Source organism: Thioalkalivibrio sp. HK1, assembly GCA_000583135.1.
Lineage (GTDB): Bacteria > Pseudomonadota > Gammaproteobacteria > HK1 > HK1 > HK1.
Genome location: JFBG01000038.1, coordinates 1 through 26,971 on the forward strand (window position 1 = coordinate 1; position 26,971 = coordinate 26,971).

Sequence of the window (26,971 nt, forward strand, 5' to 3'; positions counted from 1 at the left end):
CGCGGGCGGTGGTATTTGAAGCTGCGGCCGACCCGCCGCACCTTGTTGGCCAGCAACGCCGAGGCCAGGGTATCTCCCCGATAGCCGCCGTACTCGATCCCGTCGAAGAAAAAGCGTAGCGGAGCCGTGCGATCGATCCGGCCTCCCGAGGCGGCGCGGCATGGCTGTTCGAGGGCGGGCTTCGATGGTGCGGGCGAGCGGGGCGATTGGCGCAGCGCGCGCGCTCGCTCCTTCGCATTAATAATTGTCGAGGGCGCATCCGCTTTCGAACGCCCCTTATCTGCATCTGCAATTCGATCTGCGACCGGCGCATCGGCGTCCGGCGCGCCGCTCCCGGACATCTCGAAGCGCATGAGCGCCGGATTCGAATCGGCGGCGAGGGGCTCGCCCGGCTCCGGCCCCGAAGGTGCGGTGGCACGGATACGATGGGTCAGCGTATCGCGCTCGACCATCAACCACCGGCGACAACCGGAGCGATGCTGCCACCATTCCCGGTGCGCCCCGCAAGGGTTTTCCCGCAGGTAAATATGATCGAGCCATTCGCTTTCACGGATCGCATCGGGGTCGGCGGGACGCACGACCGTGGCATCCCCGCCGTAAACGAATTCCGTTTGCGCCCTGGGTCCGCACCAAGGACAATGGATCAACAACACGAGGGAACGCCCTTTCGATGATTTTTCGCCGACATCCATCCACCCTTTTATCGATATTCGAAGCGTCGATGATCGTTGATGATCGAGGCCCTGGCTTCGAAAGCCTTCGATACCCCGACAATCGCCTGACCTGCCGCCTTCGACGAATCCGAGATTCCGCTATGGCGAAGGATCCTAATCCAATCCAACCCCCGGAGAAGCACATGCTCGAAGACGAGGCGGTCAAAGGCATCATCGAACATCTCAACGATGATCATGCAGATGCGGTCTTGCTTTATGTGCGCGCCTTCGCCGGACATGATGCGGCGACATCGGCGTATATCGTGAACTTCGACGAAAAGGGGATGGGCATCGCTTTTATCGAAAACGACAAAGAAGCGTCTTGCCGAATCGATTTCGAAAAGCCGCTCGCCCACGCCGGCGAAGCACGCCGGGTATTGGTGGACATGGTCGGCAAGGCCCGCAAAAGACTCGGCGAGCCGACCCCGAACGAAGGGCATGGGTGAGATCGCCTTTGTCGAGGCGCTTGCCGAAGCCACCCTCGACTTTTGCGATCATCTTAGAACCGATGGAGGATCGAAGGCTCCGATACGAGCGAGCGACAGGAGATACACCCCGCGCGATCGCTCTTGGGATAACGATCAATCCTCTTCCAAAGGATCCTTGCTATCCCGGCGACGGACAGGACCGTCGAGATGCCGCAGCCCGCCTTCCTTTGCGTCGTCGATCTCGAAGGCCTTGGCGAAACCGGCGACGAAGGTGCCCTTGCCGGGCACCAACCTCACCAAGTGGAAATCGGTCAGAGAACGCAGCATATCGATGAGATCGCCGAAGCGATCCCCAAACCGATCGAGGATGCGCTCGAACTCTTCCGATCCGCGCTCGATCTCCTCGCAGCGACAGCGAAAAGTGGCACGCTTGCGAGCGAATGGATGAGCCGCATCGCCCTCGTTTTCTATGAACAAAATATCGGCCATGCCGCGCTCGATCAGGTTGGCGGTATGCGCCGATAGATCGCTGACATAGACATAGTAGTTGCCGGCATCCTCGACATAAGGGGCATAGCTCGCATCGGGCTGTCCTTCTGCGTTGACGGTGGCCATCAACAGGGTTCGAAATCCTTGTCGCAGTGCCTGCATTCGGGATTGCATTTCATCGAGATCGACGGATTTCTCGCTCATGGATCGTTCTTTGCCGGTTTTTGGTACATGATTTTGGGTACATGACGATAGGGAGTTGCGTGTGCCCGCGCCCTGCCCTCCCCTGCCGCCATTATGAAGCGGGATCCAAGCGGGGCGACTCGGAATCGAAAAAACCCTGCGGGATCTTGCGATGCTAATGCAGCCAAGGGCTCGCCCCGACACCCTTTTCATCCAATACGGTGCCGCGATGAAAACGCTCCAAGGTAAAGGGAGCGTTCAGCGGATGCGGCTCGTCATTGGCGATGGTCCAAGCGAAACACCAACCCGATCCCGGGGTCGCCTTGAAGCCGCCGTAGCACCATCCACCGTTGAGATACAAACCCTCGATGGGGAGTTTGCCGATGATCGGGCTCCCGTCCATCGTCATATCCATCACCCCGCCCCATGTGCGCATCATCCGCAAACGCCCCAAGAAAGGAAAGTGCGTGATCGCACCTTGGACGACCTGCTCGAGAGCGGGCAAATTGCCGCGGCGAGCGTAGGAGTTATAAAAATCCAGATCGCCGCCGATGAGAATCTCGCCCTTGTCGGTCTGACTGATATAGACATGCGTGGCTCCGGAAGTCACCACCGTATCCAGCACCGGTTTGACCGGTTCGGTGACCATCGCCTGCAAGACATGGGATTCGATCGGCAAACGAATACCGGCCATCGCCGCCACCTGCGATGTGTGACCGGCGACCGCGATACCCACCTTGGGAGCGGCGATGAAGCCCTTGGTGGTCTCGACGCCGAGCACCGAGCCGGACTGCGTGCGAATGCCGACGACCTCGCAGTTTTGGATGATGTCGACGCCATGGGCGCTTGCGGCGCGCGCGAACCCCCAAGCCACGGCATCGTGGCGAGCGGTCCCTCCGCGCGGCTGCATCAACCCCCCGTTGACGGGAAAGCGGGCGCAAGGCGAGCAGTCCAGCAAAGGAACCATCGCTTGCACCTCATCTTTGGATAGCCACCTCGCATCGATTCCGTTCAAGCGCATGGCATTGCCGCGACGATGCGCGGCATCGACCTGAGCATCGTTATGGGTCAGATTCAACACCGCCCGCTGGCTGAACATCACGTTGTAGTTCAGCTCCGAAGACAAGCCCTCCCACAACTTGAGCGAGTGTTCGTAGAAATGCGCGTTGGCATCGAGGAGGTAGTTCGAGCGCACGATGGTGGTATTGCGACCGGTATTGCCGCCCCCGAGCCAACCCTTTTCCACGACCGCGACCCGAGTGATACCGTGCAGGCTCGCCAAGTAATAGGCCGTGGCCAAGCCGTGCCCGCCACCGCCGATGATCACCGCATCGTAGCGATCTTCGGGTTCGGGGCTACGCCAAGCCCGAGACCAATGGCGGTGGTAGCCGAAGGCATTCCTCAGCAAAGAAAAGATCGAATATCGCGCGGGTTTCACGGCAAGGCGGATTCTTGGGTAGAGGTGATCGTTGCAAAGCGGTGAAGGCGGACGATGGCTAAATCTTCGAACGGCGAACGCCCCGTCGAAGGAGTGGATCGCAAGCGAACGGGACTATACACCGGCACTTCGAAAAGCGCCCACGAAAAGCGAGATGGATCGGAGAAACATGAATCGGAGAAAATCGGCGCATAATAGTTGCGATGCACGCCTTTTTGCGGCGAACGCTTTTTCGAGCGCCTCCTCGTGATTTCGGCCGCAAAAAGCCCGAATTCGAAAAGACCGGCTTTGCACCGATCAAAGCCCCAACGAAAAGCCGAATCGGTACGAGAGCCTTGGCTTCGATACCGACCTCGCCGCCTCGGCGGCATCGAGATCAGGAGAAAGTGAAGATGAAACTGAAAGCCCTCGTCGCCGCCGCGACATCCTTGATAGCCATCGACGTTCTCGCCGAACAAGTGACGATCGCCTCTTGGGGCGGATCCTATCAAGAGGCCCAGAGCAAGGCTCTGTTCGAACCCGCCGCCGCCAAGACCGGCATCGAAGTCAAACAGGAGACCTACGGCGGGATGTCGGATATCAGATTGCAAGTCTCCTCGGGGAAGGTAACCCTCGATATCGTTGCCAGCGGTTCGGGTTCCGCCGCCCGAGCCGCCGCCGAAGGGTTGCTCGAAACGCTGGACTATCAGGTGATCGATGTCTCGACCTTCTACCCGAATCTCTACACCGACCACTGCGTCGGCGGGGATGTCTTCTCGACCGTCTATGCTTGGAATACCGACACCTACGGCGAAAACGGCCCGCAAAGCTGGATGGATTTCTTCGATGTCGAGAAATTCCCCGGCAAACGCGCCTACCGGGGCAAAGTGGCGGGGGCCTTGGAGCCGGCGTTGATGGCCGACGGAGTGGCCCCCGAGGATGTCTACGAGATGCTTGACTCGGAAGCCGGTATCGAACGCGCCATCGACAAGATCCGCTCGCTTCGCCCCCATATCGATGTCTTTTGGACCTCCGGAGCCCAACACGCCCAGCTGATGAAAGACGGCGAAGTCGACATGACCACCGGCTGGAACGGTCGTTTCGACAATGCCGCCAAGGACGGGGCGAAGGTCATGTACGGCTTCAAGCAGGCCTTGCTCGACTACGACTGCTTCGCGATCCCCAAAGGAGCCCCCAACAAAGACACGGCGATGCGGTTCTTGTCCGAGATTTCCAAAGCCGAGTACCAAGACGATCTGCCGAAGTACATCACCTACGGCCCGACCAACCGCGCCGCCTACGAAACCGGCGAGATCGATGCGCAAACCGCGGCCTCCCTTCCTTCTTCGCCGGCCAACGCCGCCATGCAGCTGCCGGTCTCGCTCGAGTGGTACGCCAAATGGGAGACCATCGCCGAGGAGATGTACGCGGAAATGCTGACCGAATGACGATAACGCCCTAAGGAAGGGCGGGCCGAAAGAGCCCGCCGAAAAGGATCAAGCCGACGGGTGTCGATACCCGTCGGTTTGATCCTTCGCTTGCCCCTTCGAATCGCGCCTTGCATCTTGCCCCTTGGGCTGCGATTCATGGATTCGCCGATCCCGATCACGCATCGAACGACGCGCCGCATGCCAAATCCCCAAGAAGCGCTGCCGATCACGGTGCGCAACATCACCAAGACCTACGGATCGCTCCATGCGCTCGATGATGTCTCGATCGACATCGAAAGCGGTGAATTCCTGACCCTGCTCGGTCCTTCCGGATCCGGGAAGACCACGCTCTTGATGGTGCTTGCAGGATTCACCCGTCCCGATTGCGGCAGCCTGAAATTCGGCGAGGACGAGGTGATCCGCACTCCGCCTCATCTGCGCAATGTGGGAATGACCTTTCAAAGCTACGCCCTTTTCCCCCATAAGAGCGTTGCGGGCAATATCGGATATCCCTTGCGCATTCGCAAGGTCCCCAAAGCCGAGGCCCGCTTGCGGATCGAGCGCGCATTGGAGACCGTCCGCTTGGAGGGGCTCGCAGATCGTCGTATCGATCAGCTCTCCGGCGGGCAAAAACAACGGGTTGCGGTGGCGCGGGCGATCGTCTTCGAACCCCGCATCTTGTTGATGGACGAGCCTCTATCGGCGCTCGATAAAAAACTGCGGGATCAGATGCAGATCGAACTGCGCCACCTGCATGGGAAATTGGGGATGACCACCGTCTACGTCACCCATGACCAGCGCGAGGCGCTGACGATGTCGGATCGCATCGCGGTGATCAACAAAGGCAAGATCATGCAGCTGGCGAGCCCGCGCGATATCTACGAAAGACCCGCCAATCGCTTCGTGGCCGATTTCATCGGCGAATCGACCTTTTTGGAGGTCATCCGCAAAGGCGGGGATATCCTTTACGACGGTATGCCGCTCAAGATGGACAGCCCACCACCGAATGCCGAGCGATTGCTGCTGATGGTAAGGCCGGAGCGGATCGCTCTTGTCAATCACTCGACAACCGACTCGGGAAGGGGCTCGGCGGGCGATTCGGCGAACGGCTCGACAATCAAGACCGCCGACAAAGGCGCCAACCTCTTCTCCGCCACCGCCACCGAGGTCGTCTACCAAGGCGATAGCTACCTATTGCACGCAAGGCTGGCCAAGGGCGATTCGATCATCATGCGCGGCATGATGCGCAGCACCGGAGCTTCGACCCTACCGACGGTCGGCGATCGCATCACCTTGAGTCTGGCCCCCGAAGATACGATCCTGATCGATGCCGCCGATGAATGAAGGGCGAGCCCGCCCTTTCACCTCGCCGAAGGAGTCCGATACGATGTTCGATATCCATGATAGCGCCGAGTTCTTGCATAGCGCCCGCGTGCAACGACGCGCGCTGGATTCGATCCCCCCGAAGTTGATACCCGAGTCGATCGATATCGGCTATCAGGTACAAGATGCGATGGTGAAACGGCTGTGCATATCGGAAAGGACATCCCCCGGGGGCTATAAAATCGCACTGACCAACCCCGTGGCGCAAACGATGCTCGGCATTCCCCATCCGGTATACGGCCGACTGCTTCGATCGCGTCTTTTGAAAGACCGAGCCGTCATTGCGGCAAAGGATTATGTCAGTCGCATCGTCGAGGCCGAATTCGCCTTCGAGATCGCGCTCGGCGTCCCGGCGAGCCACATCCCCTATACCGCCTCATCGATCAAGGATTACATCGGCGCCGTGCATCCGGCGATCGAGATCGCCGACAACCGCCTGCCGACATTGAACGATGTGAGCGCACAGATACTCGCCGCCGACAACGCCATCCACGGCTGCCTCGTCTTGGGCGAACCCGTCGAGGATTGGCAAGACATCGACCTCGCCACGACCGGGGTCACCCTCGAAGTCAACGAAAAAAAGATGCGCACCGGCACCGGCAAGAACGTGCTCGACCACCCCTTGAACGCCCTGGCTTGGCTCGCCGACATCCTGCCCGATTACGGGTTGGGCTTGAGCCCCGGCAACTACGTCACCACCGGCTTGGCCACCGATAGCCCCTACGAAGCCCAAGCCGGCGATCGCTTGCGCGCCACCTTCGAAGGCTTGGGCGAGGTCTCGATGCGCTTCGAGTGAACAAAATTCGATTGCGAGTGATCTGACAACGTAAGATCGAAGTACCGAGTGCAAGGATAAGAATTCGCCTTGCGATACCGACTCATCAACGAAAAATCCACTCGGACACTTGGACAACACATCCAATCCTTTCGGGGACGTTACTCGCAGGGTTCATTTTCGCGCCCTGCAACGCACCTTGATAGCCTTAAAGCGCTGCACTTGCGATCTGCCCTCATTGCTTGGCTGGAAAAATCGAGCGTGAGACTAAAATAGGTACATCCGTGAATATGACTGTTCAACTCCAAGAGGGATTCCCGATGAGCGATCAGTACTCGATTTCCGAAGCACGCATCAGCCTCCCTCGAATCGTACGCGAAGCGGAAAATGGCCGACGGATCGAATTGACACGGCGGGGGAAGGTAGTTGCCGTGCTGACCGGCAAATCATCTGGTGATCGAACCATTGAGCGGCAACATCGCGGTTTCATGGAAGCGTACAATGACTTCGCACGAAGTGTCGATCTAGCTGAGTTGGATATCGACCCCGACGAAGTATTCGCCTGCGTGCGGGATCAATCCTCGGAGCGCGAGGTTAACCTATAACAACAAAATTTCTTGGCCCCCGCCCCATCGTTGAAACCCTCCTATCTTAGTTATATAAACCGTTCGGTCCATCCGAATACTCTCCTTCCTTGAAGGAACGCAGGCTCACCCATCCATCCCTTGGCGATCCTCGCCCAACGCTTCGAGCAACCATCCGTGCAGAGCCTCCACGGAATGCTCGGAGTTGACCCCTTCGTTCGGATCGATCACCAACGGCCCGGGGACATAACCGCGCGAGTTCAAACCCCGTTGCACCGATTCCACCAAGCGCACATCCTCCGCCACCGTGGTATCGAGATCCTGCTGCGCCAATCGATCGATGACCTCGTTGCTCTCGCCCCCCACGGTATACCAACGACGAACGATGCGCACCCGATCCACCCCCAAGGGTTGCCATACATAAGCGTTCAATAAATTGCCGGGATAGACCTGAAAGGATACTCCTGGCCATAGGAGCCAAGTGCTGTAATCCCCGGCATGGACATTGGCTTGCAAGTCGACGGGATAGGTCATGCGCTCCAAGTTGACGCACTCGGTCGTATGGCGCAGACAATGACCTTGAGGGCGAATATTATAGGTCTCGGGCTTGACCACCCCGGTGGAGAAGGTCGGATGATTCAACCTACAGTGGTAGCACTCGCTGTGATTTTCGACCGACACCTTCCAGTTACAACGCTCATCGATCTCGAAATACTTGGCTTCTCGCAAATCATCGATATCGGGCACGAATTCACGCAACTCTTCGGCCACCCCCGGATACCACTTCTCCATCGATTCCGCTTGCATATCCAAATTGACGAAAACGAAGCCGCAAAACACCTCCACCTTGACTTCCTGCAAGCGAACGCAAGAGACATCGAACCCCGACATCGACTGCGAATTCGGCGCCCGCTGCAGCTGCCCATCCAAACCATAAGTCCAAGCATGATAAGGACAAACGATCCGAGGTCGGTTACCACGACCTTCCAATAACTCATGACCCCGATGTCGACAAACATTATAAAAAGCGCGAACAACGCCATCCCCGTCACGAACACAAAACAAAGACTCGCCCAACACCGAAAACACGAAATAATCCCCGGGCTCGGCAACCTCCCCGACATGCCCTGCATACTGCCAAGTCCGCCCGAACACCGCATCCATCTCCCGCCGATAGATCGCCTCGTCGGTGTAATACCGCCCGGGCAAAGCCCTCGCAAGTTCAACGCTCATTTCGATGCCCTCCCCGACAAGGCCTCGAAGCATTCATAACGAGAGGGCACAAGAAGCGCCCCACCCTTTCCCAGCCTTACTTCAGCCCCCACACCGATGCTCCCCCGACACCTAACAATCAAAGCCGGGCTTGGCTAACCACCGTCGTATTGTGACCCATTGCGCGGCAAAGTCCACCGCTTTTTCCGAAAACCGCAGCGAGGTGCACGGGCGCTTATCCATCCAATGGAGTCGATGCAATTTTTGTACCCGACTCCAAAGATTTTCTGCGAATCGAGAAGACTTGAATATGCGCTTTCGAACTGAGAAAAAGCATCGATGAGATCCGGTCACCGAGCATCGGCTACCCATCTCATCACCGATATCATTTCATACCTTATCCGGCCTGGTTGCAGTGTCGGCCTTGTAAGACCGATCGACAATCCTGACTTCATCATCATTGGCCGATATGGATTGAGCGTAGGATCGAGCCATTGCAGGCGGTACGGTATTTCGTTCATGATAGACAAGAGGATCGCAATATCGTCCTTCGAGTACCCAGTCGGCTTTTGTAGCGGCAGAAGCCAAAAACAAAATACCTACGAGAAAGGCGGCGACGAAGATGCTTATTACTGCCAGATCCTTGATGATTCTTTTCATTGGAATGCCTCCGGTGTGATGGTGGTGATTACGGATAGGAGAGGGGGTGAGATGATATCGGAACCGCCGGTGAGTGCGATTATCATATTCCGATTTTGCGTAATGATGGATGGATTGTCTACCATTACTTTGGGGGTTTATACGGGAAAGTACCAGTTCCCGGATTACAGGCATCATAGCGCAGACCTTTTCCGGTTTCCCATAACCGACGGCGCCGCTGGGCTTTGTCGAGCAACTCGGTCGCAACGCAGGTGTCGTTCATCGAAGTCATGGAGCCTTCTCATCGCTCGACCCCTCGTCAAAGAGGCATAGGTCAACCGGTTCGACCCGCGCCCTCGCATAGTGCACCGAGGAAGTCGAGGGTGCCGACCCGACCGCTCCCTTTGTTCGAAACGGGAAGCGCCGCCGAGCCCGTCGGCGGCAAGCGCAGGCTGCGATTCATCGATCGGATCGGGCTCGAAGGCAATGGCATCGTCGGGCAATATACGACAATATCCCCCTAAGATTGACGCGGGATCGGTATCTTTGGAACACTTCGTACTTCGTACTTCGGCACTTCCCCGAAAATCGCCGGGCCCGTTCGTTCGGTGGCCGGCTCTCACAGGAGATTCGATGCGATGGCTGAACAAGCCCGGGTCGTTATTATCGGCGGCGGTATCATGGGTACGAGCTTGCTCTACCACTTGGCCCATGAGGGTTGGCAAGATTGCGTGCTGCTTGAAAAGGGTGAACTGACGAGCGGCTCCACTTGGCATGCGGCGGGGCAGATCACGCATTCGACATCAAGTTTTACGCTGGGCAAGTTCTCGGGGTATGCGATCGATCTTTATCGTCGTATCGAGGGCGAGACCGGGCAATCGGTGACCTTTCATGATTGCGGATCGCTGCGCCTTGCCTATACCGACGACGAGGTGGATTGGTTGCGGCAAACCATCAGTGTCGGGGCTGCGCTCGAGCATCCGATGGAACTGCTGGGGCCTGACGCGATCGCGAAGAAGCATCCCTTTTATAACTTGGATGGGGTCAAGGCGGCGCTGTGGACGCCGGAGGACGGCCATGTCGACCCCGCCGGGGCGACCTTCGCCATGGCGAAAGGGGCTCGCAATCTCGGGGCCAAGATCGTGCGTCATAACCGGGTGCTCGATACCGAGCGGCTGCCGAACGGGGAATGGCTGGTGCGCACCGAGCAAGGCGAATGGCGGGCGGAGATGATCGTCAACGCCGGCGGCACTTATGCTCGGCAGATCGGGCTATGGGTGGGTTTGAACCTTCCGATCACCTGCATGACCCATCACTATTTCGTTACCGAGCCGGTTGCGGAATTCGCCGCTTTGGCGCAGGAGTTGCCGGTGGTGCGCGACGATCGCTTGGTTTCCGGCTATATCCGCATGGAGCAAAAATCGGGCTTGATCGGGATCTACGAAAAGGCCAATCCCAATACCGTTTGGTTGGACGGCACGCCTTGGGAATCGGAGAACGAACTCTTCGATCCCGATTACGAGCGCGTCATGCCGTGGCTGGAAAACGCCTTGGAGCGGATGCCGGTGCTCGCCGAATCGGGGATCCGGCGCACGGTGCACGGGGCGATCACCCATCCGCCCGACGGCAATATGCTGCTCGGACCGGCGCCGGGGCTGAATAACTACTGGTGCTGCTGCGGCTCTCAGATCGGCGTGGGCTGGGGGCCGGGGGCGGGGAAATATCTTGCGCAATGGATGGTGCACGGAGCGGCGGATGTCTCGATGCGAGAACTCGATCCGCGCCGCTACGGGGAGTTCGCCGACCGAAACTATGCCGTGCGCAAGGCCTGCGAGGACTACCTGCTGCGCCACGAAATCCCCTACCCCGGCTTCAATCGCCTCGAGGCTCGTCCGGTGAAGACCAGCGCGATCTACGAACGCTTGGTCAAACAAGGCGCGGTTCACGAGGAGGTATTCGGCTGGGAACGGCCGCGATGGTTCGCCAAAGATGGCATGGCGGCAAGGGATATCCACTCCTTTCGGCGGGCGCCTTGGCTCGATATGGTCGAGCGCGAGGTGAAAGCGGTGCGGGAGCGGGTGGGGCTGATGGATATCTCCGCTTTCGCCAAGATCGAGGTATCGGGCGCCGATGCCGCCGCCTTCGTCGATCGGCTGATCGCCAACCGCCTGCCGCGCGCCGGCCGCATGACCTTGACCCATTTACTCAACGAGCGAGGTCGTATCGAGGCCGAAACGACCGTGATCGGCCTCGAAGACGGCGGCTACTATCTGGTCTGCGCCGCTTTTTTCGAAACCCGGGTCTTCGATTGGCTGAAAGGGCATGCCCCGAAGGACATGGACCTGACGATCGTCAATCGCTCAACGGCTCTCGGAGCGCTGGCCTTACAAGGACCGAGAGCCCGCGATGTGCTTTCGGCGGTGACCACCGCTGCGCTGGACAACGCATCGTTTCCTTGGCTCGGCGCCCGGCAAATCGACATCGCCGGGGCCGATGTGCGCGCCTTGCGCATGTCCTACGCCGGGGAACTCGGGTGGGAGCTGCACCTTCCAATGGATGCGCTGGCGATGGTCTACGATCGCCTGATGGAAGCAGGAGCCAAGCACGGCATCGAAAATACCGGCTCGTTCGCGATGAACGCCATGCGCATGGAGAAGATGTTCAAGGGGGCATCGGAGCTGACCAACGAGGTGACCTTGCCCGAAGCCGATGTGATGCGATTCGCAAGACTCGACAAACCGGGCGGTTTCATCGGCCAGTCGGCGACCCGCCGAGCGGCCGGTGCCGATAAACTGCCCTATGTGTGCGCTTTCATGGAAGTGGATACGGATGTCGATTGTCATGGCGGCGAGGCGGTGATGCGATCCGGTCGGCGCATCGGCTCGGTATCATCGGGGGCTTATGGCCCGAGCGTGCATCGCTCGCTGGCCTTCGCCTATATCGATCCCGAGTTCGCTCGGGCGGGGCAGATCCTCGATGTGATGGTCTTGGGCGAGGAACGGCAAGCGCAGGTGCTCGACAAAGCGCCCTACGATCCCGATAACTTGCGTCCTCGCACCGACGCCTGAATCCGGTACTCCGGGGAAATGGGAACAACGAGAGCCATGCCACCAGCCCCACGCCCGCCGACCGCCGGGATCAACGAAGCCGGGTTGAAGAAAGACGATCTTGCCGAACGCTTATGGCTCTTCGGGCTCGCCTCGCCCGCCATCGTCCTGATCCTGATCATCTTGATCGTCCCCGTCGGCTGGCTTTTTTATGTCTCCTTCATCGGTGCCGACGGCGGGTTTTCCTTCGAAAACTACCAACGGATGATCGAGCGCAAATCCTACGCCCGAATCTTCAAAACCACCTTCGAAGTCAGTTTTCTGACCACTGCCCTTTGTATCCTCATCGGTTATCCGCTGGCGTATTTCATATCCCGCCTCCCGAATCGCCTGGCCAACCTTTGCCTGATCACGGTCCTGCTCCCCTTTTGGACCTCGTTGCTGGTTCGCACCTACGCTTGGCTGGTGCTCTTGCAAAAACGAGGGATCGTCAACGACTGGGCGATATCGCTGGGGCTTTGGGAAGAGCCGATCAAAATCGTGCACAACCTGTCGGGCACTCTGATCGGGATGGTTCATATCATGCTCCCCTTTTTGGTGCTGCCGGTCTACGGAGCCATGCGATCCGTCGATCAGGATTTCATGAAGGCCGCCTCGAATCTCGGCGCCAATCCTCGCTACGCTTTCTGGACGGTCTTTTTCCCGCTCACCGCCCCCGGACTGATCGCCGGATCGTTGATGGTATTCATCCTGTGCTTGGGATTCTTCGTCACCCCGGCGGTATTGGGTGGCGGCAAGGTGATCTTGGTATCGATGAAGATCGTCTCGAATATCGAACTCTTCGTGAACTGGGGAGCGGCCAGCGCATTGGGGGTGGTTCTTTTGGTACTGACCTTGGCCGTCCTATGGCTGGCTTCTCGCTTCATGAATCTGGATCGAATCACCAAGGGAGGGCGCTAGATGCTCGCTTGGCTGCGATCCCCGGCCTCCGAGACCGGAATCAGTCATGGTCATCGGCTGTGGCTCTACGGCATCTCGATCATCATCATGATCTTGCTGATCGCCCCGACGCTGATCGTGATCCCGATGTCGTTTTCCGAAAGCCAATACCTGGAATTTCCGCCGGAGAGCTGGTCGACCCGATGGTACGGTCATTATTTCGGATCGACGGAATGGATGCAGGCCACCGAGACCTCGTTCAAAGCCGCCTTCTTGACGATGCTGGTGGCGACGCCGATCGGAGTGCTCGCCGCCTACGGATTGCATTGCTCGAAGGTGCGCTATATGCGAGCGGCCTTCTTGCTGATGATCACCCCGATGATGATTCCCGTGGTACTGGTGGCCATCGGCGTCTTCTATGCTTATGTCAAGATCGGCATCCTTTATACCCTGACCGGACTCGTGCTCGCGCATACGGTGTTGGCTCTGCCCTTGGTGGTGATCGTCATCGGCGCCGCTCTCAAGAGCTATGACATGAGCCAAGAGGAGGCGGCCCGAAGTCTGGGCGCCCCGAGATGGAAGGCCTTCTTGACCATCACTCTTCCGCAAATCCGCTTCGCCGTGGTCACCGGCGCCCTGCTCTCGTTCTTGACCTCCTTCGACGAAGTGGTGGTGGCAATGTTCATCTCCGGCGGAGACAACCCCACCTTGACCCGCAATATGTTCAACGCCCTGCGAGACCAAATCGACCCCACCATCGCCTCGATCTCGACGATCATGGTCTTGGTGACAACATTGCTGATGGCTTTGGCGCAGATCTTCGGCCAGCAGAAAGGGGGATCGGGATAAACAGCGAGCCGAAGACCAAACGGCTAGCGGATACCGATCCATTCGAGATTCGATACGAATCGCGTGAGCAAAAACTTGGCATTTGAGTATGATGAATAAAAAGAAAAGGCGCATACGTACCCACTGAAGCACTGCCAATAGGCGACCCTTAGATCAATTCATCTTTGCAGGAGACATCATCCTATGACTATCGATGCCATTAAAATCTGGAATGAGTTGAAACAAAAAGACAATTGTCTTGAGGCTGTGAATTTTTTTGAAAGCAAAAAACTTGAACCAGATGATGTTCTAGATAGAGGGAGCGTGAATTTTGATTATCCTCATAACCTGCAAGAAGGAGAAAAACCTTTCTATCGATCTGCATATTACTGTTCATCTAAAGGCTATATGGATATGCACATTAAACAGAATCAATGTGCACTAAAAAAATATATTAAAAAATCCGATCTAGTGGATAGAAAAATTCTATTCGTCGATTTCGGATGCGGACCTATGACTGCGGGTATCGTCTTTGCAGAGATTCTAGATAAATATGGTATAAAGCGTGATGAGAATATCTGTTACCTCGGTATCGATAAATCCATTCATATGTTTTTTCTCGCAAACAACATCGGAAATGAATACAAACTCTACAAATCATTCTTAATGCTCAGATTCGATCATATCAATATTTCTCAGATACCTAACTCAATTGAGATCGCCATACTCTGTTTCTCCTATGTTCTCGCACCAAAAACACTGAACGATAACAATACAGATCACTCCAAGAAAAATATCCCTAAGTCCTTGGCAAAAAGTTGGCATGAAATTTTCAAAAAATCTAAATTCTGTGTTAAAACTATTGCGATCTATCAAAACCCAAAAGATATCCACCATAATCCGAATAACAATTTCGAAGTGAATTGGCGCGCATTCGTCGATGAATTAAATCGACTTGGTCAACTTGACAACATCAGGTATAGTTCGTCTAATATGGAGGACTGCAATTGGGGCGGCCGACGAGCTTCGGCCATGGCCATGATTACCGGGGAGAGGTAAATGCGACAATTGCAATCACAATCGGACCTATTCTCCCGCCAAGTCGGACCGGTGTCGTCGCTTCATCCGGCCGATGAATTCGCGCGGGTCGAGCAAACGAGCCTGTTCAAGGAACCTCCAGATGATTCTGCGCTGACGGTTCCTACCGAGCAGATCAATGCCCTCAGGCAACTCGATATCGCCTACCAAGACGGCTTCATCGGCGATGACGAGGAGCGGGATTTGATTCTCGCCGTCGACGATGAGGATTGGATGGGCGATTTGAGGCGGCGGGTTCAGCATTACGGATTTCGCTACGATTACGCCAAGAGGCGGATCGGGTTGGATGATCGGATCGGCGATCTGCCGGGCTGGGTCGTTCCGCTCGCCGAGCGGCTATGCCATGATGATTATCTGGGGCGCTTTCCCGATCAACTCATCGTCAATGAATACGAGCCCGGGCAAGGCATCGCCCCGCATATCGATCGCGATTGCTTCGGGCCGAGGATCGCCGCTATCTCCCTCGCCGGGGATTGCTTGATCAACCTCACCCCGGCAAGGGGACGACTTGGCAGCGCGATGGATGCCGTGGTAAAGCGACGGAGCCTGATGGTCTATCGCGGCTTGGGGCGCAAGCATTACCTGCACGGCATCGCCGCGCGTAAAAGCGACGAGCAACGAGGGGTTCGTATTCCCCGTCGACGCCGCATCTCGTTGACCTTCCGCACCTTGGCTTGATCCTCGCTCGTCGATCTGCCGAAGGGATATCGAAGAGACTCGAAGCGGGTAGGAACCTCGGTCCCTTGTCCGCCGGCCAAGCGGAGGATCTCGAAGGTCTCGGAAGCGTCGCCCGACGGCGAGACTCGGCAGCACACAGATGGCAACGATGACTCACCCTAAGGAGGAGTCTTGGTCTGCTCTTCCCTTTTCTCGCCTTTTTGAAAGATTCGTGATTGTATTTCCCTCATAATTCTTCGTCATTCTGCATTCGTATACAATCATCGCCCACTTAATAGGACGGGAGCGATGCCGCCCCCGAATCGATTCGCATCGAATGAAACGAGCCGCGATCGGCGATGGGTCTCGCACCATCTTCGACCCCTAGCCAATTCAACACTTGGCCAACCATCACCGAGATGAGGTAAACGAAATGTCATTGAAAAAAATGGCTCTCGCCGGAGCCGCACTTTCCTTCATGAGCGCGCCGGTCTTCGCCGCCGATTGCGGACCGTCCGGACAATCGATTCGTATTTTGGCCAGCGACTTTCCCGCCATCCATGCGGTCGCGGGCACCGCCGAGGCCAACTGCGGCGCGGCGGCGGCGGAGTTCAAGCGTAACCACACCACCGAAGCGCGCGAGATCATGAACGCTTCGCTGACGCCCGATCCGGCCGAGTACACCTCGGTGATCGTCGCCAACTCCACGCTGGTGCAGTTGATGAACGACGGCTTGGTTCGCCCCCTGAACGACTATGTAAAAAAGTACGGCGCTCACCTGCAACCCAATCAGCTGATCACCATCGACGGCGATGTCATGGCGATCGCCTTCATGGCCAACTCGCAGCACCTCTATTCGCGCACCGACATCTTGGAAAGGGTCGGCATCTCCAAGGTGCCCGCAACTTACGAAGAGGTGCTCGATGCCGCCGAGAAGATCCGCGCCGCGGGCATCATGGAACACCCGCTGGTCATGAACCTGAAGGTCGGCTGGAACTTGGGCGAGGTGTTCAACAAGCTTTACCTTGCGCATGGCGGCACCTTCTTCAAGCCGGGCTCGGCGGAAGTCACCATCGCCAACGACAAGGGGCTGGCGGCGCTCGCCATGATGAAAAGGCTCGCCGACTACGCAAACCCCGATCATCTGACGCACGAGTCGAACGATACCCAAGGGCTTTGGGAAGCGGGCGAAGCGGCGCTCGGGATCATGTGGGGCTCGCGCGGCGGCGTCATCTTGGATGACGAGGGCTCCACCGCCGAAGTTACCGGCAACACCGTTCTATCCGGCGCTCCGACGGCCGCCGGCGGCTCGACCCCCGCCGCCACCCTTTGGTGGGACGGAATCACCATCGCCAAGAACGTTCCCGACGCCGAAGCCGAAGCCACCTTCGCAGCCTTGGTCAGCGGCCTGACCTCGGAGATGGTCATGGCGCACAATGACGATGCGGTCTGGCTGATCGACGGCTTCAAGCCCGGCCCCGCAGCGGCGGGCGTGGCCGCCACCGCGCGCGGCGGCGCGAAGTCCTACCCGATGTTTCCGCAGATGGGCATCTTGCACAATACCTTGGGCGTGGAACTGGCCGACTTCGTCAAGGGCGCCGAGTCCGCCGAGCAGGCCCTCGCCGATGTCGAAGCCGCCTACAACATCGCGGCCAAGGAAAAGGGTTTCTTGAACTAGCGGCAAATCGGATCGGGGGCTCGCCGCTTCGGCGGTGAGCCCCCCTTTCCCCAAGATCCCATCTCGCTCGCCAAGCAATGACCCACCGTTCGTTCTTCTGGTTCATCCTGCCGACGCTCACGGCGATGCTGTTGTTCATCGCCCTGCCCATCGTTTCGGTTTTCATCCAATCGCTCTATGTGGGACACGAGCAGGTGCTGGTGGTCAGCAAATCCTGCGATCCATTCGGCTGCGAGGAAGTCACTTCCGTCGATACCGAGGCGACCGAGGCCCTGCGCGAGGCCGAACCGCTGGGCAAATTCAACGGCATCGATACCTATATCAATCGCTCGCATCTGGCCTTTGCCGAGGTCTCGGCGGCATGGCGCGATACCGAAAACCTCGGCGAGTTTTTCCGGCAGATCTACAACCTGCGCTTTTACAAGGCGCTGGCCTTCACCTTGGCCTACACCATCGTCGTCACCCCCTTCGTCCTGCTGCTGGGCCTTGCGGTGGCGGTCGGGGTCAACAATCTGCCCCGAATCTTCAAAGGGCCGACCATTTTCGTCTCGCTGCTGCCGATGATCATCACCCCCCTCGTGGGCTCGTTGATCCTGTTCTGGATGGTCGACGCCGACGGCGTGATCGGCGCCACCTTGCAACGAATCTTCGACGACAACGCGCTGAGCCTGAAAGCATCGCCGACGCTCACCTGGATCATGCTCATCGTCTACGGCATCTGGCATCTGCTGCCCTTTAGTTTCATCGTGTTCTATGCCGGGCTGCAAACCGTACCCACCGAAGTCATGGAAGCCGCCATGATCGACGGCGCCTCCAAGTGGGAGCGCATGCGGCACGTAGTCGTCCCCCACCTGATGCCCTTGGTGATCTTCGTCACCTTGATCCTGCTGATGGACAATTTTCGGGTCTTCGAGCCGATCGTCGGATTTTCCGCGGAAGCCCATGCGCGATCGCTCTCCTGGATCATTTTCAACGACCTGCGCGAAAGCGGCTCGCCGCTCTACGGCTCGGCAGGGGCGACGTCGATGATGACCATTTTGGGGGTGGCGGTGCTGCTGACACCGGTGCTGATCCGCACTTGGCGCGATTTCAACCGCAAGGCCCACTGAGATGCTCGGCGCTCCGACCCGTCGCTTTCGATGGACCCCCTTGACGGTCATCTCGATGGCGCTGGTGGCGCTGTGGCTGATCATCGCGGCCTTCCCCTTCCTGTGGACCCTATGGGGCTCCTTCAAGGTGCAAGGGGATTTCTTCTCCAAAGCGGACTGGATGAACGCCCTCCACGGTGTTCACACCATTCGCGAAACCGGCGGCGCCTTCACCTTGGACGGCTACCACGGCGCTTGGATCCAAGAGGAGTTTTGGAAAAACGTCGTCAACACCACCATCGTGGTCTTCTTCACCGTCGTCATCTCGTTGACGATCGGCACCTTGGGGGGCTATGCGCTGGCGCGCTCGGTTCACCGCTATGCCTTTTGGATCCTGATGGCCGCGCTGGTCTTTCGCGCCATGCCCCATATCACATTGGTCTCGGGCTATCTGCTGCCCTTTTTCGAATGGAATATCTGGGGGATTTTGCCGACCACGATCATCGTGCTCGTCGCCATCAACCAGCCCTTCACCTTGTGGATGCTGCACTCGTTTTTTCTGAATATCCCCAAGGATATGGACGAGAGCGCGATGGTGGACGGCTGCACCCGATTCCAGGCCTTTCGCCATGTCATCATTCCGGTGATGTGGCCCGGCGTGATCACCACCGGATTGTTCAGTTTCCTGCTCGCCTATAACGATTTCGCGGTCACCTCGATGTTGCTCAGCGCGGAAAACGAGACCATGGTTCCCGCCATCTCCAGTTTTCTGGGCACGACACAGGTCGAGGGCAATGTCATGTTCGCGGTGGCCGCCGTGGTCTCCGCCACCGCCCCGCTTTTCATGCTGGTCCTCTTCTTTCAACGCCACCTCGTCAGCGGTCTCACCGCCGGAGCCGTCAAGGGTTGAAATCGGTTCACGATCGCAACAAGGCGCTGATCGCACCGCTGCGCAAGGCGCGCTCTACCACGGGTGCGAACAAGCCCTTCGACACGCACTGGCGCGAACCATCGGCTGAAACGGGCTTCTCCCGACAATTTCCCGCGCAAATCGACTCGACACACTCCGTTACCGAAAAGACCCCCTCGCCATGAACTGCATCCACACCCGCAACAAGGCATCGATCGCCGCCTTGCGCAAAGCCATGTACGACTTCGAGGAAAGTACGGTTCGCGCCCGGCTCGATGCGCTCGTCGACGAATGCGCGATCATCCATACCCCCTGCCCGCTGGACGATATGACCGGGCCTGTCGATTGGTATATGCGCTGCTATGCGCCCTTGCTCGAAGCGATGCCGGATCTTGAACGGCGCGACTTCATCGTGATGGGCGGGCGGACCGAACACGGTGACGACTGGATCGGCTGCGGAGGGTATTACAGCGGCACTTTCATCGCCCCTTGGCTGGATATTCCGCCCACCGGCCACCTCGCCTATATGCGCTTTGCCGAGTTCTACCGCTTCGTGGAAGGCAAAGTCGTCGAAATTCAGTCGCTATGGGATATCCCGGAACTCATGATGCTGGCGGGGGCTTGGCCGATGGCGCCGTCGCTGGGTTTGGAATACCACATCCCTGGTCCGGCCACGCTCGACGGCTTGGTTGCCGGACCTTGGGACGAAGGGCGTGCCAATGCCTCTTGCCGGCATATCGTCGACATGCTCACCCATCTCAAAAAACACCCCGCACAAGGTGGCCCCGATGTCATGGAGATGCCGCGTTTTTGGCATCCGCGCATGAATTGGTACGGACCCGCCGGCATCGGCACCGGGCGAGGCATCTCGGGCTTTCGCAACTGGCATCAGATTCCCTTTCTCAACGCCATGCCCGATCGCGGCCAATACTTGGACGAAATCGTCTATCACTTCTTCGGCGATGAGGACTATGTTGCGGTCACCGGTTGGCCGAATATGATCCAGACCATCACGCATGACGGCTTTTTGGGCATCGCCCCTTCGGGTCAACGCATCACGATGTGCTCGCTCGACTTCTGGCGCATCGAAAACGGCCTCATCCGCGAAAACTGGGTCATGGTCGATCTGCTCGATACCTATCGCCAACTGGGGGTCGATGTCCTGTCCCGCATGCGTGAATTCAACAAGGCCAGGGCTCGAGGCTCGGTCCCGATAGCAAGCGAGGTTCGGGCTTAATACAAGCGCAATTCGTGTGGCGAAATACCCCATCCATCGACTCTTGCTCGCTATAAAACGGCTAAATCTTATATTGATTCAACCATGAACCATCTACCAAGGCATCTCTATCACATCCACCTTATCCAATTGAGCGCAAACGTAATGACACTTTATGAGGAAAGCATGAGGACGGTCTTGTATGCTGATGCGATCAAGGCTTTGGTCACAGAGAAATTCCATCTGACATCCTTGCATTTAGCCGCATGGAACAGGCGCACCGACAAAATCAAACATCTGATCGAAGAAGGCAAATACCCAAATGAAAAGGGCGATTACGAATTGACACCCTTGCATTTCGCCGCATGGAAATGTCATATTGATACGGTAAAAATACTGATCAAAGTAGGTGCATACCCAGACGCAAAAGCCCAGCAGGGAGTAACACCATTGCACCTCGCTACAATCCGGGGACACCCTGTCATTGTCGAACAGCTGATCAAATCCGGATGTGATTCAAGTGCGAAACTTGAGCATGGTGAAACGCCCATGCATCTTGCTGCACTCCAAGGGCATGCCGAAGCGATCAAAATTCTGCTTCATGCCGGGTGCCATCCAAATACAAAAGACAAACACGGTCAAACGCCTTTGCATAACGCTGCGCTCAATGGACACGCCGAAGCGATCGGTGTACTGGTCAAAAACGGTGCAGATTCAAACGCGAAGGACAAAGACGGGGAGACACCCTTGCACACCGCTGCATGGAAGGGTCATGCCAATGCAGCCGATATACTGATCAAGACAGACTCATGTCCGAATGCGACGACCATTGACGGGAGGACGCCTCTACATCTCGCCGCGTATCGAGGACATCCCGTTGTGGTCGATACGCTGATCAAGGGCGGAGCGGACCCGGACGCGATGACCATGGATGGAAGATCACCCCTACACTTCGCTGCATACAACGGTCAACTCGCCACTTTCGATATACTGGCCAATCTAAACGCAGCGTGCATCAATAATATCAGGCTTGAAGAATTGCGCGGCATTGCCCTTGACCGGGAGGCGAAGCGGAAGAAACAAGAATGAGCGGTTTGAAAAATGATCGAAGATGATAATAATTCATCGTTATCGCCATGGGAGTTGACCGTATCAAATCGACATGCTTTATCTTTTGGTCGATATGAATCAAATGAATTTTGAAAAGCATCGCGATAGCAAGGAAAAAATCAGGATTTATATAAGAAGCCAAGTGAATATCGATCAAGATCCAGTCTTATATCTCTCACCGACGGCATCTACCGCGATCGGTTCCAATTTATAAATTTGTAAAAATATCGGGCGGCGAATTCTTGAAAAAATTCACCGCCCGAATAACATATCAATTCATCGGGTCTTTGCCGGCGATGGAAAGCCCAAAAGATGGCATATCGATCATCGACTAATCATCGCTGAATAAAGATGCGATGGTGCCGAAAAAGCCGCCTTCATCGTCACCGACGCCGGCGATATCCTCGGTGGGGAAGCCTTCCTCCATACCGGCGATATCCTCACCCGGGGTCGCACCTGCGATCATCGAGCCGCCATCGCAAGGGGCAATATCGTTGACGAGGGGCTCTCCTCCACCAAGACCTGCGTCTGCAAGGCCATCGGCGGTGATGGCGCTTCCGCCAAGACCGGCAGCCGAGAATCCTTCTCCCAAGAAAGCGCCGCTCTCTCCGATACCGGCGCCTGCAAATCCTTCGCCGGCGAAAGCGCTTCCCTCGCCGATGCCGGCGGCGGAAAATCCTTCGTCGCCGAAAGGGACGCCCTCGCTTGGAAAGCCCTCGGCGGCGAGGGGATCGGCAGCCGCCCCCTCGCCTGCGCTGTTGGCGAAGACGGCGTTGGCCGCAAAGGCCCCGATTCCGGCACCGGCGGCGCCGGCAAGGAAGGGGGAAAACCGACTCCTGCCGGATTTCGGATCACCTGCCCCCTTTTGCCCTTGAGGACGGGCATCGGGCTTGGCCTGATCGCCCTGTTTCGATGGTCTTTGATTGGCCGCCAATCCATTGTCGGGCTTGGAAGCGCCTTGCCCGGCAGCCTTGGCGGAAGAAGGATTTTGCGGCGGAGCGGCAAAACCGTCGGCTCTTTGGGCGTGCAGGCGAAGCAACAATCCGGGATGGCTATCCATGAAGTCTTGGGCGGCTTGACGATCTTCGAAGGCCTGACCGACGGAGCCATCCTCGGAAACGACGATATAACGATATTTCACGCCCTCCGGTCTAGGCTCCGCCCGAAAGCCATCCCCGGTATAGCGATGAAAGTCCCCCTCGATGGTGCGGCCATATAAGGTGCATACGATACTGTCGTCTTGGCGAGCGTCTCGCAGACGATCGGCATAAGCCCTTGCCGCTTCCATCGTGCCGAAACCGACGATCCAATTGACGGCGCCCGTCTTTGCGTTGCGAAACTGCAGGTCGTATCGATACATCGGAAAGTCTCCTCTTAGGTACGCTTCGATGGTGCGGGAAAAACGCGGCAAGGCCGGGGCACGGGACCCCTTGACACAGCGGATCATCGATGCAATCTTCGATCCTTGATCGAGCGAGCGATAAAACGCCTCGATTCGCCTTGCTCATTCGATAGAAACAATGGCGAGAGTGTACGCCGAACTCTTTCAACGGTGCTGATTGCCGATATCGATATGATGAACAAGCATCCGCAACAGTGATAGCGGCGGCACTTGTCGACCATCGGTCATCGTCCTTCCCCGCCTTTCCATGAGGCACCGGGGTCGCTCTCGCTATCAAGATATCGAAGGGGAAGATTTCCTTCTGTCCGATGCGGGATATATCGATAGTGGGCTACGAGCCATTCATCGCTGAACGGTCAGTTGAGCGGGTCGATCGAGGACGTCAATAAAAATTACCGTCATCTCCTGCATCGCCGGTGGAATGATCGTCCTCGAAGCCGTCGCTCGAAAACCCTTCTCCGGCGAAGGGAGGATCCTCGCTCGGCAATCCCCCGGCAGCGAAGGGATCTGCGGACATGCCTTCGTCGCCGGCGGCGTAGGCGGACAGGGCCGTGAGGGCTGCAAGTTCTGCGGACACTCCTTTGCCGGCGCTGTTGACGAAGGCGGCGTCTACGGCCGCTCCCTCGTCGCCGCCGAGGGCGGATAGGGCCGCAAGGGTCGCCACTTCCGAAGACCCTCCCTCGCCGGTGCTCTTGGCACGGGCGGCGTTGGCGGCAAGGGCTCCGATTCCGAAACCGGCGGCTCCGGCGAGCAAGGGGGAGATTCTTTTGCCCTCGGATTGCGGACCATCGGGCCTTGTTCGCTCTCGATGCCGCTCGCCGGAGTCGGAAGGGGCTTGCCCGGCAGACTTCGCGCTTGGGATATTTTGCGATGGAGCGACAACACCATCCGCTCTTTGGACAACGCATAAAAGAAGCAGCAAATCCGGACGATCATCGATGAAGTCTCGGGCGGATTGACGATTGGCGAAATCCCGGATGATGACGGAGTCTTTTTTGGAAACGACGAGATAGCGATACCCCACACCCTCGGATCCAATCCCCGGGCTAGCGGAATCGACGAGCGAAGAGGTGACTTCCTTGTCGTCGGGTTGCCGATCATCGGATATCTTTTGTCCTTGAGGACGATCTTCGGTATCGGGCCGATCGAATCCTTTGGATGGCTTCGGGTTGACCGCCGAACGAGCGGTAGAGGGACTTTGCGAAGCAGCGGCAAGGCCGTTGTCTATCGGGGCGATGCGCAAGCGAAGCCGCTGTCCCGGATGGCTATCGATGAAGTCTTTGGCGGATCGACGATCTTCGAAAACCCCGCCGACGGCAAAGCCGCCCTCGGAAATGACGAGGTAGGGGTGTTTCACGAGATCGGGATTGGACATCTCGCCCCTTCGGGACGATCTCCGCCCGGATAAACCCCGCCTCGATGCTTTTGCGGAGGCGGAATATTGCGAAGGGGGGATAAAGACAGGATCTTTCGGAGAGCGCAAGCGACGCAACAATCGCAGGAAGTCATGGCCACCCGGCATGGAAGGACTTTGCGAAGGAGCGCTGATCCCATCGACTCTTCGGGCACGCAGGCGAAGCGAACGCCTCGGGTGGCTATTTATGAAATCTTGCGCCATTTGACGATCTCCGAAATCCCGATCGATGGTGCCGTTTTCCAAAATAACGAGGTAGCGATATTTCACGCTCTCATGGTCGGGCACCGGGAAAAATCCATCGTTTTGATGGCGATATAAATCCCCTTCCTCGGTGCGAGCGTATAAGGTGCATACGGTATTCTCGTCTTCGAGAGCGCTTTGCAGCTGATCGGCACAACCCTTTGCCGCTTCCAAAACCTCGAAACCAACGACCCAATTGCCGATTCCGGTCTTTGTATCGAGCAAGAGCAGGTCGTATCGATACATCTGAAAATCTCCTTCCTATATTTCGATGTGGATGAGGGAAAAAGCGACACAATCGGGGCAAGCGTCTCCTTGACTGACTGAATCATCGATGGAATCTTGCAGGTTTGCGATCGGTGAGACGATCGGCTTCCATCGAACAGGCTCGTTTGCCTGATAAAAACGAAGACGAACGAGCATCCCCTAAAAACAGCCAGCTGGCGGCGTTCACCGGACCTCGAAACTTCTTGTCCTATCCATCGTCTCCGAGGGCGGCTTTGGGCACCGGGGTCGCAGCCGGGGCTCCCAAGCGCAGGGCTTTTTCCCGACCGCCGTGGAATTCGATCAGCGCCGCTTGATCGGCGAAGGCCAAGGCATCGACCGCTTCGGGATCGATCATCTCGCGCAATTCGGCGCTCATCGTCTCGAGTTGCGTTCGGAACTTCGGATCGGACGCCAAGTCTTCCAACTCTTCCGGATCGTTCTCCAAGTCGAAGAGTTCGGGTTCGAAATCGATATAGTCGATAAACTTCCAGCGGCCCTTGCGCAGCATGAATGCGCCGCTCACCGCTCCCGCCGCATGGTATTGGCTCAAAATCGGACGATAGGGTTCGGCGGGTTTGGCTGCGATGTCAAGAAGATTCTCACCCTCGCAAGGAAAGTCGATCGAAAAATGCGCGGGGATCGTGCTCGCAAGATCCAGCAAACTGACCGGAGTTTCGCATATACCCGGGGCAATGCCCGGTCCGTTGAGGATCAGCGGGATGGCCGCGCTCTCTTCGTAGAGGGTGGATTTTCCCCACAGTCCGCGGGTGCCGAGGTTATCGCCATGGTCCGAGGTATAGGCGATGGTGGTGTTGTCTTCGAGCCCCGATGCTTTCAAAGCCGAAACGATGGACTCGATATGCCGATCGAGCGAACTGACAAGCCCGTAGTAGGCGGCAAAAGCGCGCAAACGCTCGGCCTCGTCCTCGAACAGGGCTTCGCTGTCCATCAACGCATTTTGTTTTTCGACCCATGGATGCCGCCGGTAGCCGCTTCTCGGATGCAGCTTGACCTCGCCGGTGATGTGGGGTGTATAGAGATCGAAGAATTCCCTCGCCACCACCAAAGGAAAATGCGGGGCCACGAAACCGACGAACAGGCACCAAGGCTTGCGCTTCGAATTGGTCTTGGAGTCTGACGCATCCTTTGCGCTCGCCATCCCCTTGGCCCGAATCCAATCGACGGCGCACTCGGCCACCGCCCGATCGTATCGGGTATAAGGGCTTTCGCCGGGGCCGATATAACGACCGAGCATGCGAGATGTCGGCAAGACCCGCTCGTCCTCCTTGCGGATCGATGCCCAGACCATGCCCACCCCCTCGTGCACCATCATCGGAAGATGTTCGATATCGAAACCCGCCGGATCTTCCTCGGCGCGATAGTGCAACTTGCCGATACTCTCGACCGCCACCCCCGCCCGCTGCAGCGCATGCCCCCAACCCGGGATCGATCCCTCGTAAGGCATCGCATTATCCCAAAGACGCGTCTTGTGCACCGGCAGCCCGGTGGCGAACGAGGCTCGGGCGGGCACGCAAATCGGGGAGGGGGTGTAGGCGTTGACGAATCGCAAACCGGTGGCCGCCAATCGATCCATACAAGGGGTGCGAACGAAGGGATGCCCGGCGCAACCCATCGCCCGCGCTTGATGTTCATCCGACATGATGACAACCAAGTTGGAGTCCATCGTTTTCGAAGATCCTTTTATTCGAGGCGCCTGTTCAAAGACGGATGGGTTGTGCAAAAAGAGATAGCGGCTCGGTTGTCGATGGCTCGAAGGCACCGCTTCGTCCTTGGCCATCGCATTATCCCGAAGATGTATCT

At 57.5% G+C, this 26,971-nt stretch carries 25 protein-coding genes; 16 read left to right on the top strand and 9 right to left on the bottom strand.

What is annotated here, in order from left to right:
- Positions 1 to 692, bottom strand: a 692-nt coding sequence (locus tag BF99_RS23765; RefSeq protein ID WP_231471363.1) for a sarcosine oxidase subunit delta, incomplete at its 3' end; no start/stop codon positions are given.
- 164 nt (positions 693 to 856) lie between these two features.
- Between BF99_RS23765 and BF99_RS23405 the strand changes: the two genes are divergently transcribed.
- Positions 857 to 1,159 carry a DUF2470 domain-containing protein gene (locus tag BF99_RS23405; protein WP_025770822.1) on the top strand — a complete coding sequence of 101 codons (303 nt, stop codon included), beginning with the start codon at positions 857 to 859 and terminating at the stop codon, positions 1,157 to 1,159.
- Between the two features lie 135 nt (positions 1,160 to 1,294).
- On the opposite strand, the gene BF99_RS0110495 is transcribed toward BF99_RS23405, so the two are convergent.
- Entirely contained in the window at positions 1,295 to 1,834 is a 540-nt protein-coding gene (locus tag BF99_RS0110495; RefSeq protein ID WP_025770823.1) for a HugZ family pyridoxamine 5'-phosphate oxidase, read from the bottom strand.
- 154 nt (positions 1,835 to 1,988) lie between these two features.
- Positions 1,989 to 3,251 carry a sarcosine oxidase subunit beta family protein gene (locus BF99_RS0110500; protein WP_025770824.1) on the bottom strand — a complete coding sequence of 421 codons (1,263 nt, stop codon included), beginning with the start codon at positions 3,249 to 3,251 and terminating at the stop codon, positions 1,989 to 1,991.
- 392 nt (positions 3,252 to 3,643) lie between these two features.
- Here BF99_RS0110500 and BF99_RS0110510 point away from each other — a divergent pair, with 392 nt between their 5' ends.
- From BF99_RS0110510 to BF99_RS0110525, 4 genes are all read left to right on the top strand, one after another.
- Positions 3,644 to 4,678: a polyamine ABC transporter substrate-binding protein gene (locus tag BF99_RS0110510; RefSeq protein ID WP_025770826.1), complete on the top strand. Its 1,035-nt coding sequence runs from the start codon at positions 3,644 to 3,646 to the stop codon at positions 4,676 to 4,678.
- 180 nt (positions 4,679 to 4,858) lie between these two features.
- On the top strand, positions 4,859 to 6,004 hold the full coding sequence (locus BF99_RS0110515) for an ABC transporter ATP-binding protein (RefSeq protein ID WP_025770827.1): 1,146 nt from the start codon (positions 4,859 to 4,861) through the stop codon (positions 6,002 to 6,004).
- The gene (locus BF99_RS0110520) at positions 5,997 to 6,839 is read left to right on the top strand and encodes a 2-keto-4-pentenoate hydratase (RefSeq protein WP_025770828.1); all 843 of its coding nucleotides are present in this window, start codon (positions 5,997 to 5,999) and stop codon (positions 6,837 to 6,839) included. Before BF99_RS0110515 ends, BF99_RS0110520 begins: the two co-directional genes overlap by 8 nt.
- A gap of 299 nt (positions 6,840 to 7,138) precedes the next feature.
- The gene (locus tag BF99_RS0110525; RefSeq protein WP_038098092.1) at positions 7,139 to 7,423 is read left to right on the top strand and encodes a type II toxin-antitoxin system Phd/YefM family antitoxin; all 285 of its coding nucleotides are present in this window, start codon (positions 7,139 to 7,141) and stop codon (positions 7,421 to 7,423) included.
- Positions 7,424 to 7,528: 105 nt separating this feature from the next.
- On the opposite strand, the gene BF99_RS0110530 is transcribed toward BF99_RS0110525, so the two are convergent.
- The 3 genes from BF99_RS0110530 to BF99_RS23950 form a co-directional block, all read right to left on the bottom strand.
- Complete coding sequence (locus BF99_RS0110530) at positions 7,529 to 8,635, bottom strand: aromatic ring-hydroxylating oxygenase subunit alpha (protein WP_025770830.1); 1,107 nt, start codon at positions 8,633 to 8,635, stop codon at positions 7,529 to 7,531.
- Between the two features lie 369 nt (positions 8,636 to 9,004).
- Positions 9,005 to 9,274: a hypothetical protein gene (locus BF99_RS22920; protein ID WP_156013257.1), complete on the bottom strand. Its 270-nt coding sequence runs from the start codon at positions 9,272 to 9,274 to the stop codon at positions 9,005 to 9,007.
- Between the two features lie 313 nt (positions 9,275 to 9,587).
- Complete coding sequence (locus BF99_RS23950) at positions 9,588 to 9,716, bottom strand: hypothetical protein (RefSeq protein ID WP_306699734.1); 129 nt, start codon at positions 9,714 to 9,716, stop codon at positions 9,588 to 9,590.
- 175 nt (positions 9,717 to 9,891) lie between these two features.
- On the opposite strand from BF99_RS23950, the gene BF99_RS20735 reads away from it, so the two are divergent.
- From BF99_RS20735 to BF99_RS0110595, 11 genes are all read left to right on the top strand, one after another.
- Positions 9,892 to 12,321, top strand: a complete 2,430-nt coding sequence (locus BF99_RS20735; protein ID WP_038098078.1) for an FAD-dependent oxidoreductase — start codon at positions 9,892 to 9,894, stop codon at positions 12,319 to 12,321.
- Between the two features lie 36 nt (positions 12,322 to 12,357).
- Positions 12,358 to 13,260 (top strand): ABC transporter permease, encoded by a 903-nt coding sequence (locus BF99_RS20740; RefSeq protein WP_038098080.1) that lies wholly within the window; start codon positions 12,358 to 12,360, stop codon positions 13,258 to 13,260.
- Positions 13,261 to 14,088, top strand: coding sequence for an ABC transporter permease (locus tag BF99_RS0110555; RefSeq protein ID WP_025770832.1), 828 nt, complete (start codon positions 13,261 to 13,263; stop codon positions 14,086 to 14,088).
- Positions 14,089 to 14,271: 183 nt separating this feature from the next.
- Positions 14,272 to 15,126 carry a hypothetical protein gene (locus tag BF99_RS0110560; protein ID WP_156013258.1) on the top strand — a complete coding sequence of 285 codons (855 nt, stop codon included), beginning with the start codon at positions 14,272 to 14,274 and terminating at the stop codon, positions 15,124 to 15,126.
- A 51-nt stretch (positions 15,127 to 15,177) separates the two neighbouring features.
- Positions 15,178 to 15,843, top strand: coding sequence for an alpha-ketoglutarate-dependent dioxygenase AlkB (locus BF99_RS20745; RefSeq protein ID WP_231471365.1), 666 nt, complete (start codon positions 15,178 to 15,180; stop codon positions 15,841 to 15,843).
- 412 nt (positions 15,844 to 16,255) lie between these two features.
- Positions 16,256 to 17,500: an ABC transporter substrate-binding protein gene (locus BF99_RS0110575; protein WP_025770835.1), complete on the top strand. Its 1,245-nt coding sequence runs from the start codon at positions 16,256 to 16,258 to the stop codon at positions 17,498 to 17,500.
- 77 nt (positions 17,501 to 17,577) lie between these two features.
- The gene (locus BF99_RS0110580) at positions 17,578 to 18,609 is read left to right on the top strand and encodes a carbohydrate ABC transporter permease (protein WP_025770836.1); all 1,032 of its coding nucleotides are present in this window, start codon (positions 17,578 to 17,580) and stop codon (positions 18,607 to 18,609) included.
- Between the two features lie 40 nt (positions 18,610 to 18,649).
- Positions 18,650 to 19,498 (top strand): carbohydrate ABC transporter permease, encoded by an 849-nt coding sequence (locus tag BF99_RS0110585; protein ID WP_038098096.1) that lies wholly within the window; start codon positions 18,650 to 18,652, stop codon positions 19,496 to 19,498.
- Complete coding sequence (locus BF99_RS22925) at positions 19,495 to 19,683, top strand: hypothetical protein (protein ID WP_156013259.1); 189 nt, start codon at positions 19,495 to 19,497, stop codon at positions 19,681 to 19,683. The genes BF99_RS0110585 and BF99_RS22925 overlap by 4 nt, the downstream gene beginning before the upstream one ends.
- Positions 19,680 to 20,735, top strand: a complete 1,056-nt coding sequence (locus BF99_RS0110590; RefSeq protein WP_025770838.1) for an ester cyclase — start codon at positions 19,680 to 19,682, stop codon at positions 20,733 to 20,735. Before BF99_RS22925 ends, BF99_RS0110590 begins: the two co-directional genes overlap by 4 nt.
- Before the next feature lie 84 nt (positions 20,736 to 20,819).
- Positions 20,820 to 21,803, top strand: coding sequence for an ankyrin repeat domain-containing protein (locus tag BF99_RS0110595; RefSeq protein ID WP_081759221.1), 984 nt, complete (start codon positions 20,820 to 20,822; stop codon positions 21,801 to 21,803).
- Between the two features lie 352 nt (positions 21,804 to 22,155).
- Here BF99_RS0110595 and BF99_RS0110610 read toward each other — a convergent pair whose 3' ends face one another.
- The 3 genes from BF99_RS0110610 to BF99_RS0110635 all read right to left on the bottom strand — a co-directional run bounded on the left by BF99_RS0110610 (position 22,156) and on the right by BF99_RS0110635 (position 26,834).
- Positions 22,156 to 23,184, bottom strand: coding sequence for a hypothetical protein (locus BF99_RS0110610; RefSeq protein WP_025770840.1), 1,029 nt, complete (start codon positions 23,182 to 23,184; stop codon positions 22,156 to 22,158).
- Positions 23,185 to 23,608: 424 nt separating this feature from the next.
- Positions 23,609 to 25,129, bottom strand: a complete 1,521-nt coding sequence (locus BF99_RS0110630) for a hypothetical protein (protein ID WP_025770841.1) — start codon at positions 25,127 to 25,129, stop codon at positions 23,609 to 23,611.
- A gap of 229 nt (positions 25,130 to 25,358) precedes the next feature.
- On the bottom strand, positions 25,359 to 26,834 hold the full coding sequence (locus tag BF99_RS0110635; protein WP_025770842.1) for a sulfatase-like hydrolase/transferase: 1,476 nt from the start codon (positions 26,832 to 26,834) through the stop codon (positions 25,359 to 25,361).
- Between the last annotated feature and the right edge of the window lie 137 nt (positions 26,835 to 26,971).

What these genes read in the sequence shown, in the direction of transcription:
- BF99_RS0110520 (WP_025770828.1), top strand. Translation starts at nt 5,997, where the DNA reads ATGAATGAAGGGCGAGCCCGCCCTTTCACCTCGCCGAAGGAGTCCGAT.
- BF99_RS0110495 (WP_025770823.1), bottom strand. Translation starts at nt 1,834, where the DNA reads ATGAGCGAGAAATCCGTCGATCTCGATGAAATGCAATCCCGAATGCAG.
- BF99_RS23405 (WP_025770822.1), top strand. Translation starts at nt 857, where the DNA reads ATGCTCGAAGACGAGGCGGTCAAAGGCATCATCGAACATCTCAACGAT.
- BF99_RS0110590 (WP_025770838.1), top strand. Translation starts at nt 19,680, where the DNA reads ATGAACTGCATCCACACCCGCAACAAGGCATCGATCGCCGCCTTGCGC.
- BF99_RS0110555 (WP_025770832.1), top strand. Translation starts at nt 13,261, where the DNA reads ATGCTCGCTTGGCTGCGATCCCCGGCCTCCGAGACCGGAATCAGTCAT.
- BF99_RS0110630 (WP_025770841.1), bottom strand. Translation starts at nt 25,129, where the DNA reads ATGTATCGATACGACCTGCTCTTGCTCGATACAAAGACCGGAATCGGC.
- BF99_RS20740 (WP_038098080.1), top strand. Translation starts at nt 12,358, where the DNA reads ATGCCACCAGCCCCACGCCCGCCGACCGCCGGGATCAACGAAGCCGGG.
- BF99_RS0110575 (WP_025770835.1), top strand. Translation starts at nt 16,256, where the DNA reads ATGTCATTGAAAAAAATGGCTCTCGCCGGAGCCGCACTTTCCTTCATG.
- BF99_RS0110635 (WP_025770842.1), bottom strand. Translation starts at nt 26,834, where the DNA reads ATGGACTCCAACTTGGTTGTCATCATGTCGGATGAACATCAAGCGCGG.
- BF99_RS0110525 (WP_038098092.1), top strand. Translation starts at nt 7,139, where the DNA reads ATGAGCGATCAGTACTCGATTTCCGAAGCACGCATCAGCCTCCCTCGA.
- BF99_RS0110610 (WP_025770840.1), bottom strand. Translation starts at nt 23,184, where the DNA reads ATGTATCGATACGACCTGCAGTTTCGCAACGCAAAGACGGGCGCCGTC.
- BF99_RS0110580 (WP_025770836.1), top strand. Translation starts at nt 17,578, where the DNA reads ATGACCCACCGTTCGTTCTTCTGGTTCATCCTGCCGACGCTCACGGCG.
- BF99_RS0110530 (WP_025770830.1), bottom strand. Translation starts at nt 8,635, where the DNA reads ATGAGCGTTGAACTTGCGAGGGCTTTGCCCGGGCGGTATTACACCGAC.
- BF99_RS0110560 (WP_156013258.1), top strand. Translation starts at nt 14,272, where the DNA reads ATGACTATCGATGCCATTAAAATCTGGAATGAGTTGAAACAAAAAGAC.
- BF99_RS0110510 (WP_025770826.1), top strand. Translation starts at nt 3,644, where the DNA reads ATGAAACTGAAAGCCCTCGTCGCCGCCGCGACATCCTTGATAGCCATC.
- BF99_RS20735 (WP_038098078.1), top strand. Translation starts at nt 9,892, where the DNA reads ATGGCTGAACAAGCCCGGGTCGTTATTATCGGCGGCGGTATCATGGGT.
- BF99_RS0110595 (WP_081759221.1), top strand. Translation starts at nt 20,820, where the DNA reads ATGAACCATCTACCAAGGCATCTCTATCACATCCACCTTATCCAATTG.
- BF99_RS0110515 (WP_025770827.1), top strand. Translation starts at nt 4,859, where the DNA reads ATGCCAAATCCCCAAGAAGCGCTGCCGATCACGGTGCGCAACATCACC.
- BF99_RS22920 (WP_156013257.1), bottom strand. Translation starts at nt 9,274, where the DNA reads ATGAAAAGAATCATCAAGGATCTGGCAGTAATAAGCATCTTCGTCGCC.
- BF99_RS23950 (WP_306699734.1), bottom strand. Translation starts at nt 9,716, where the DNA reads ATGAATCGCAGCCTGCGCTTGCCGCCGACGGGCTCGGCGGCGCTTCCC.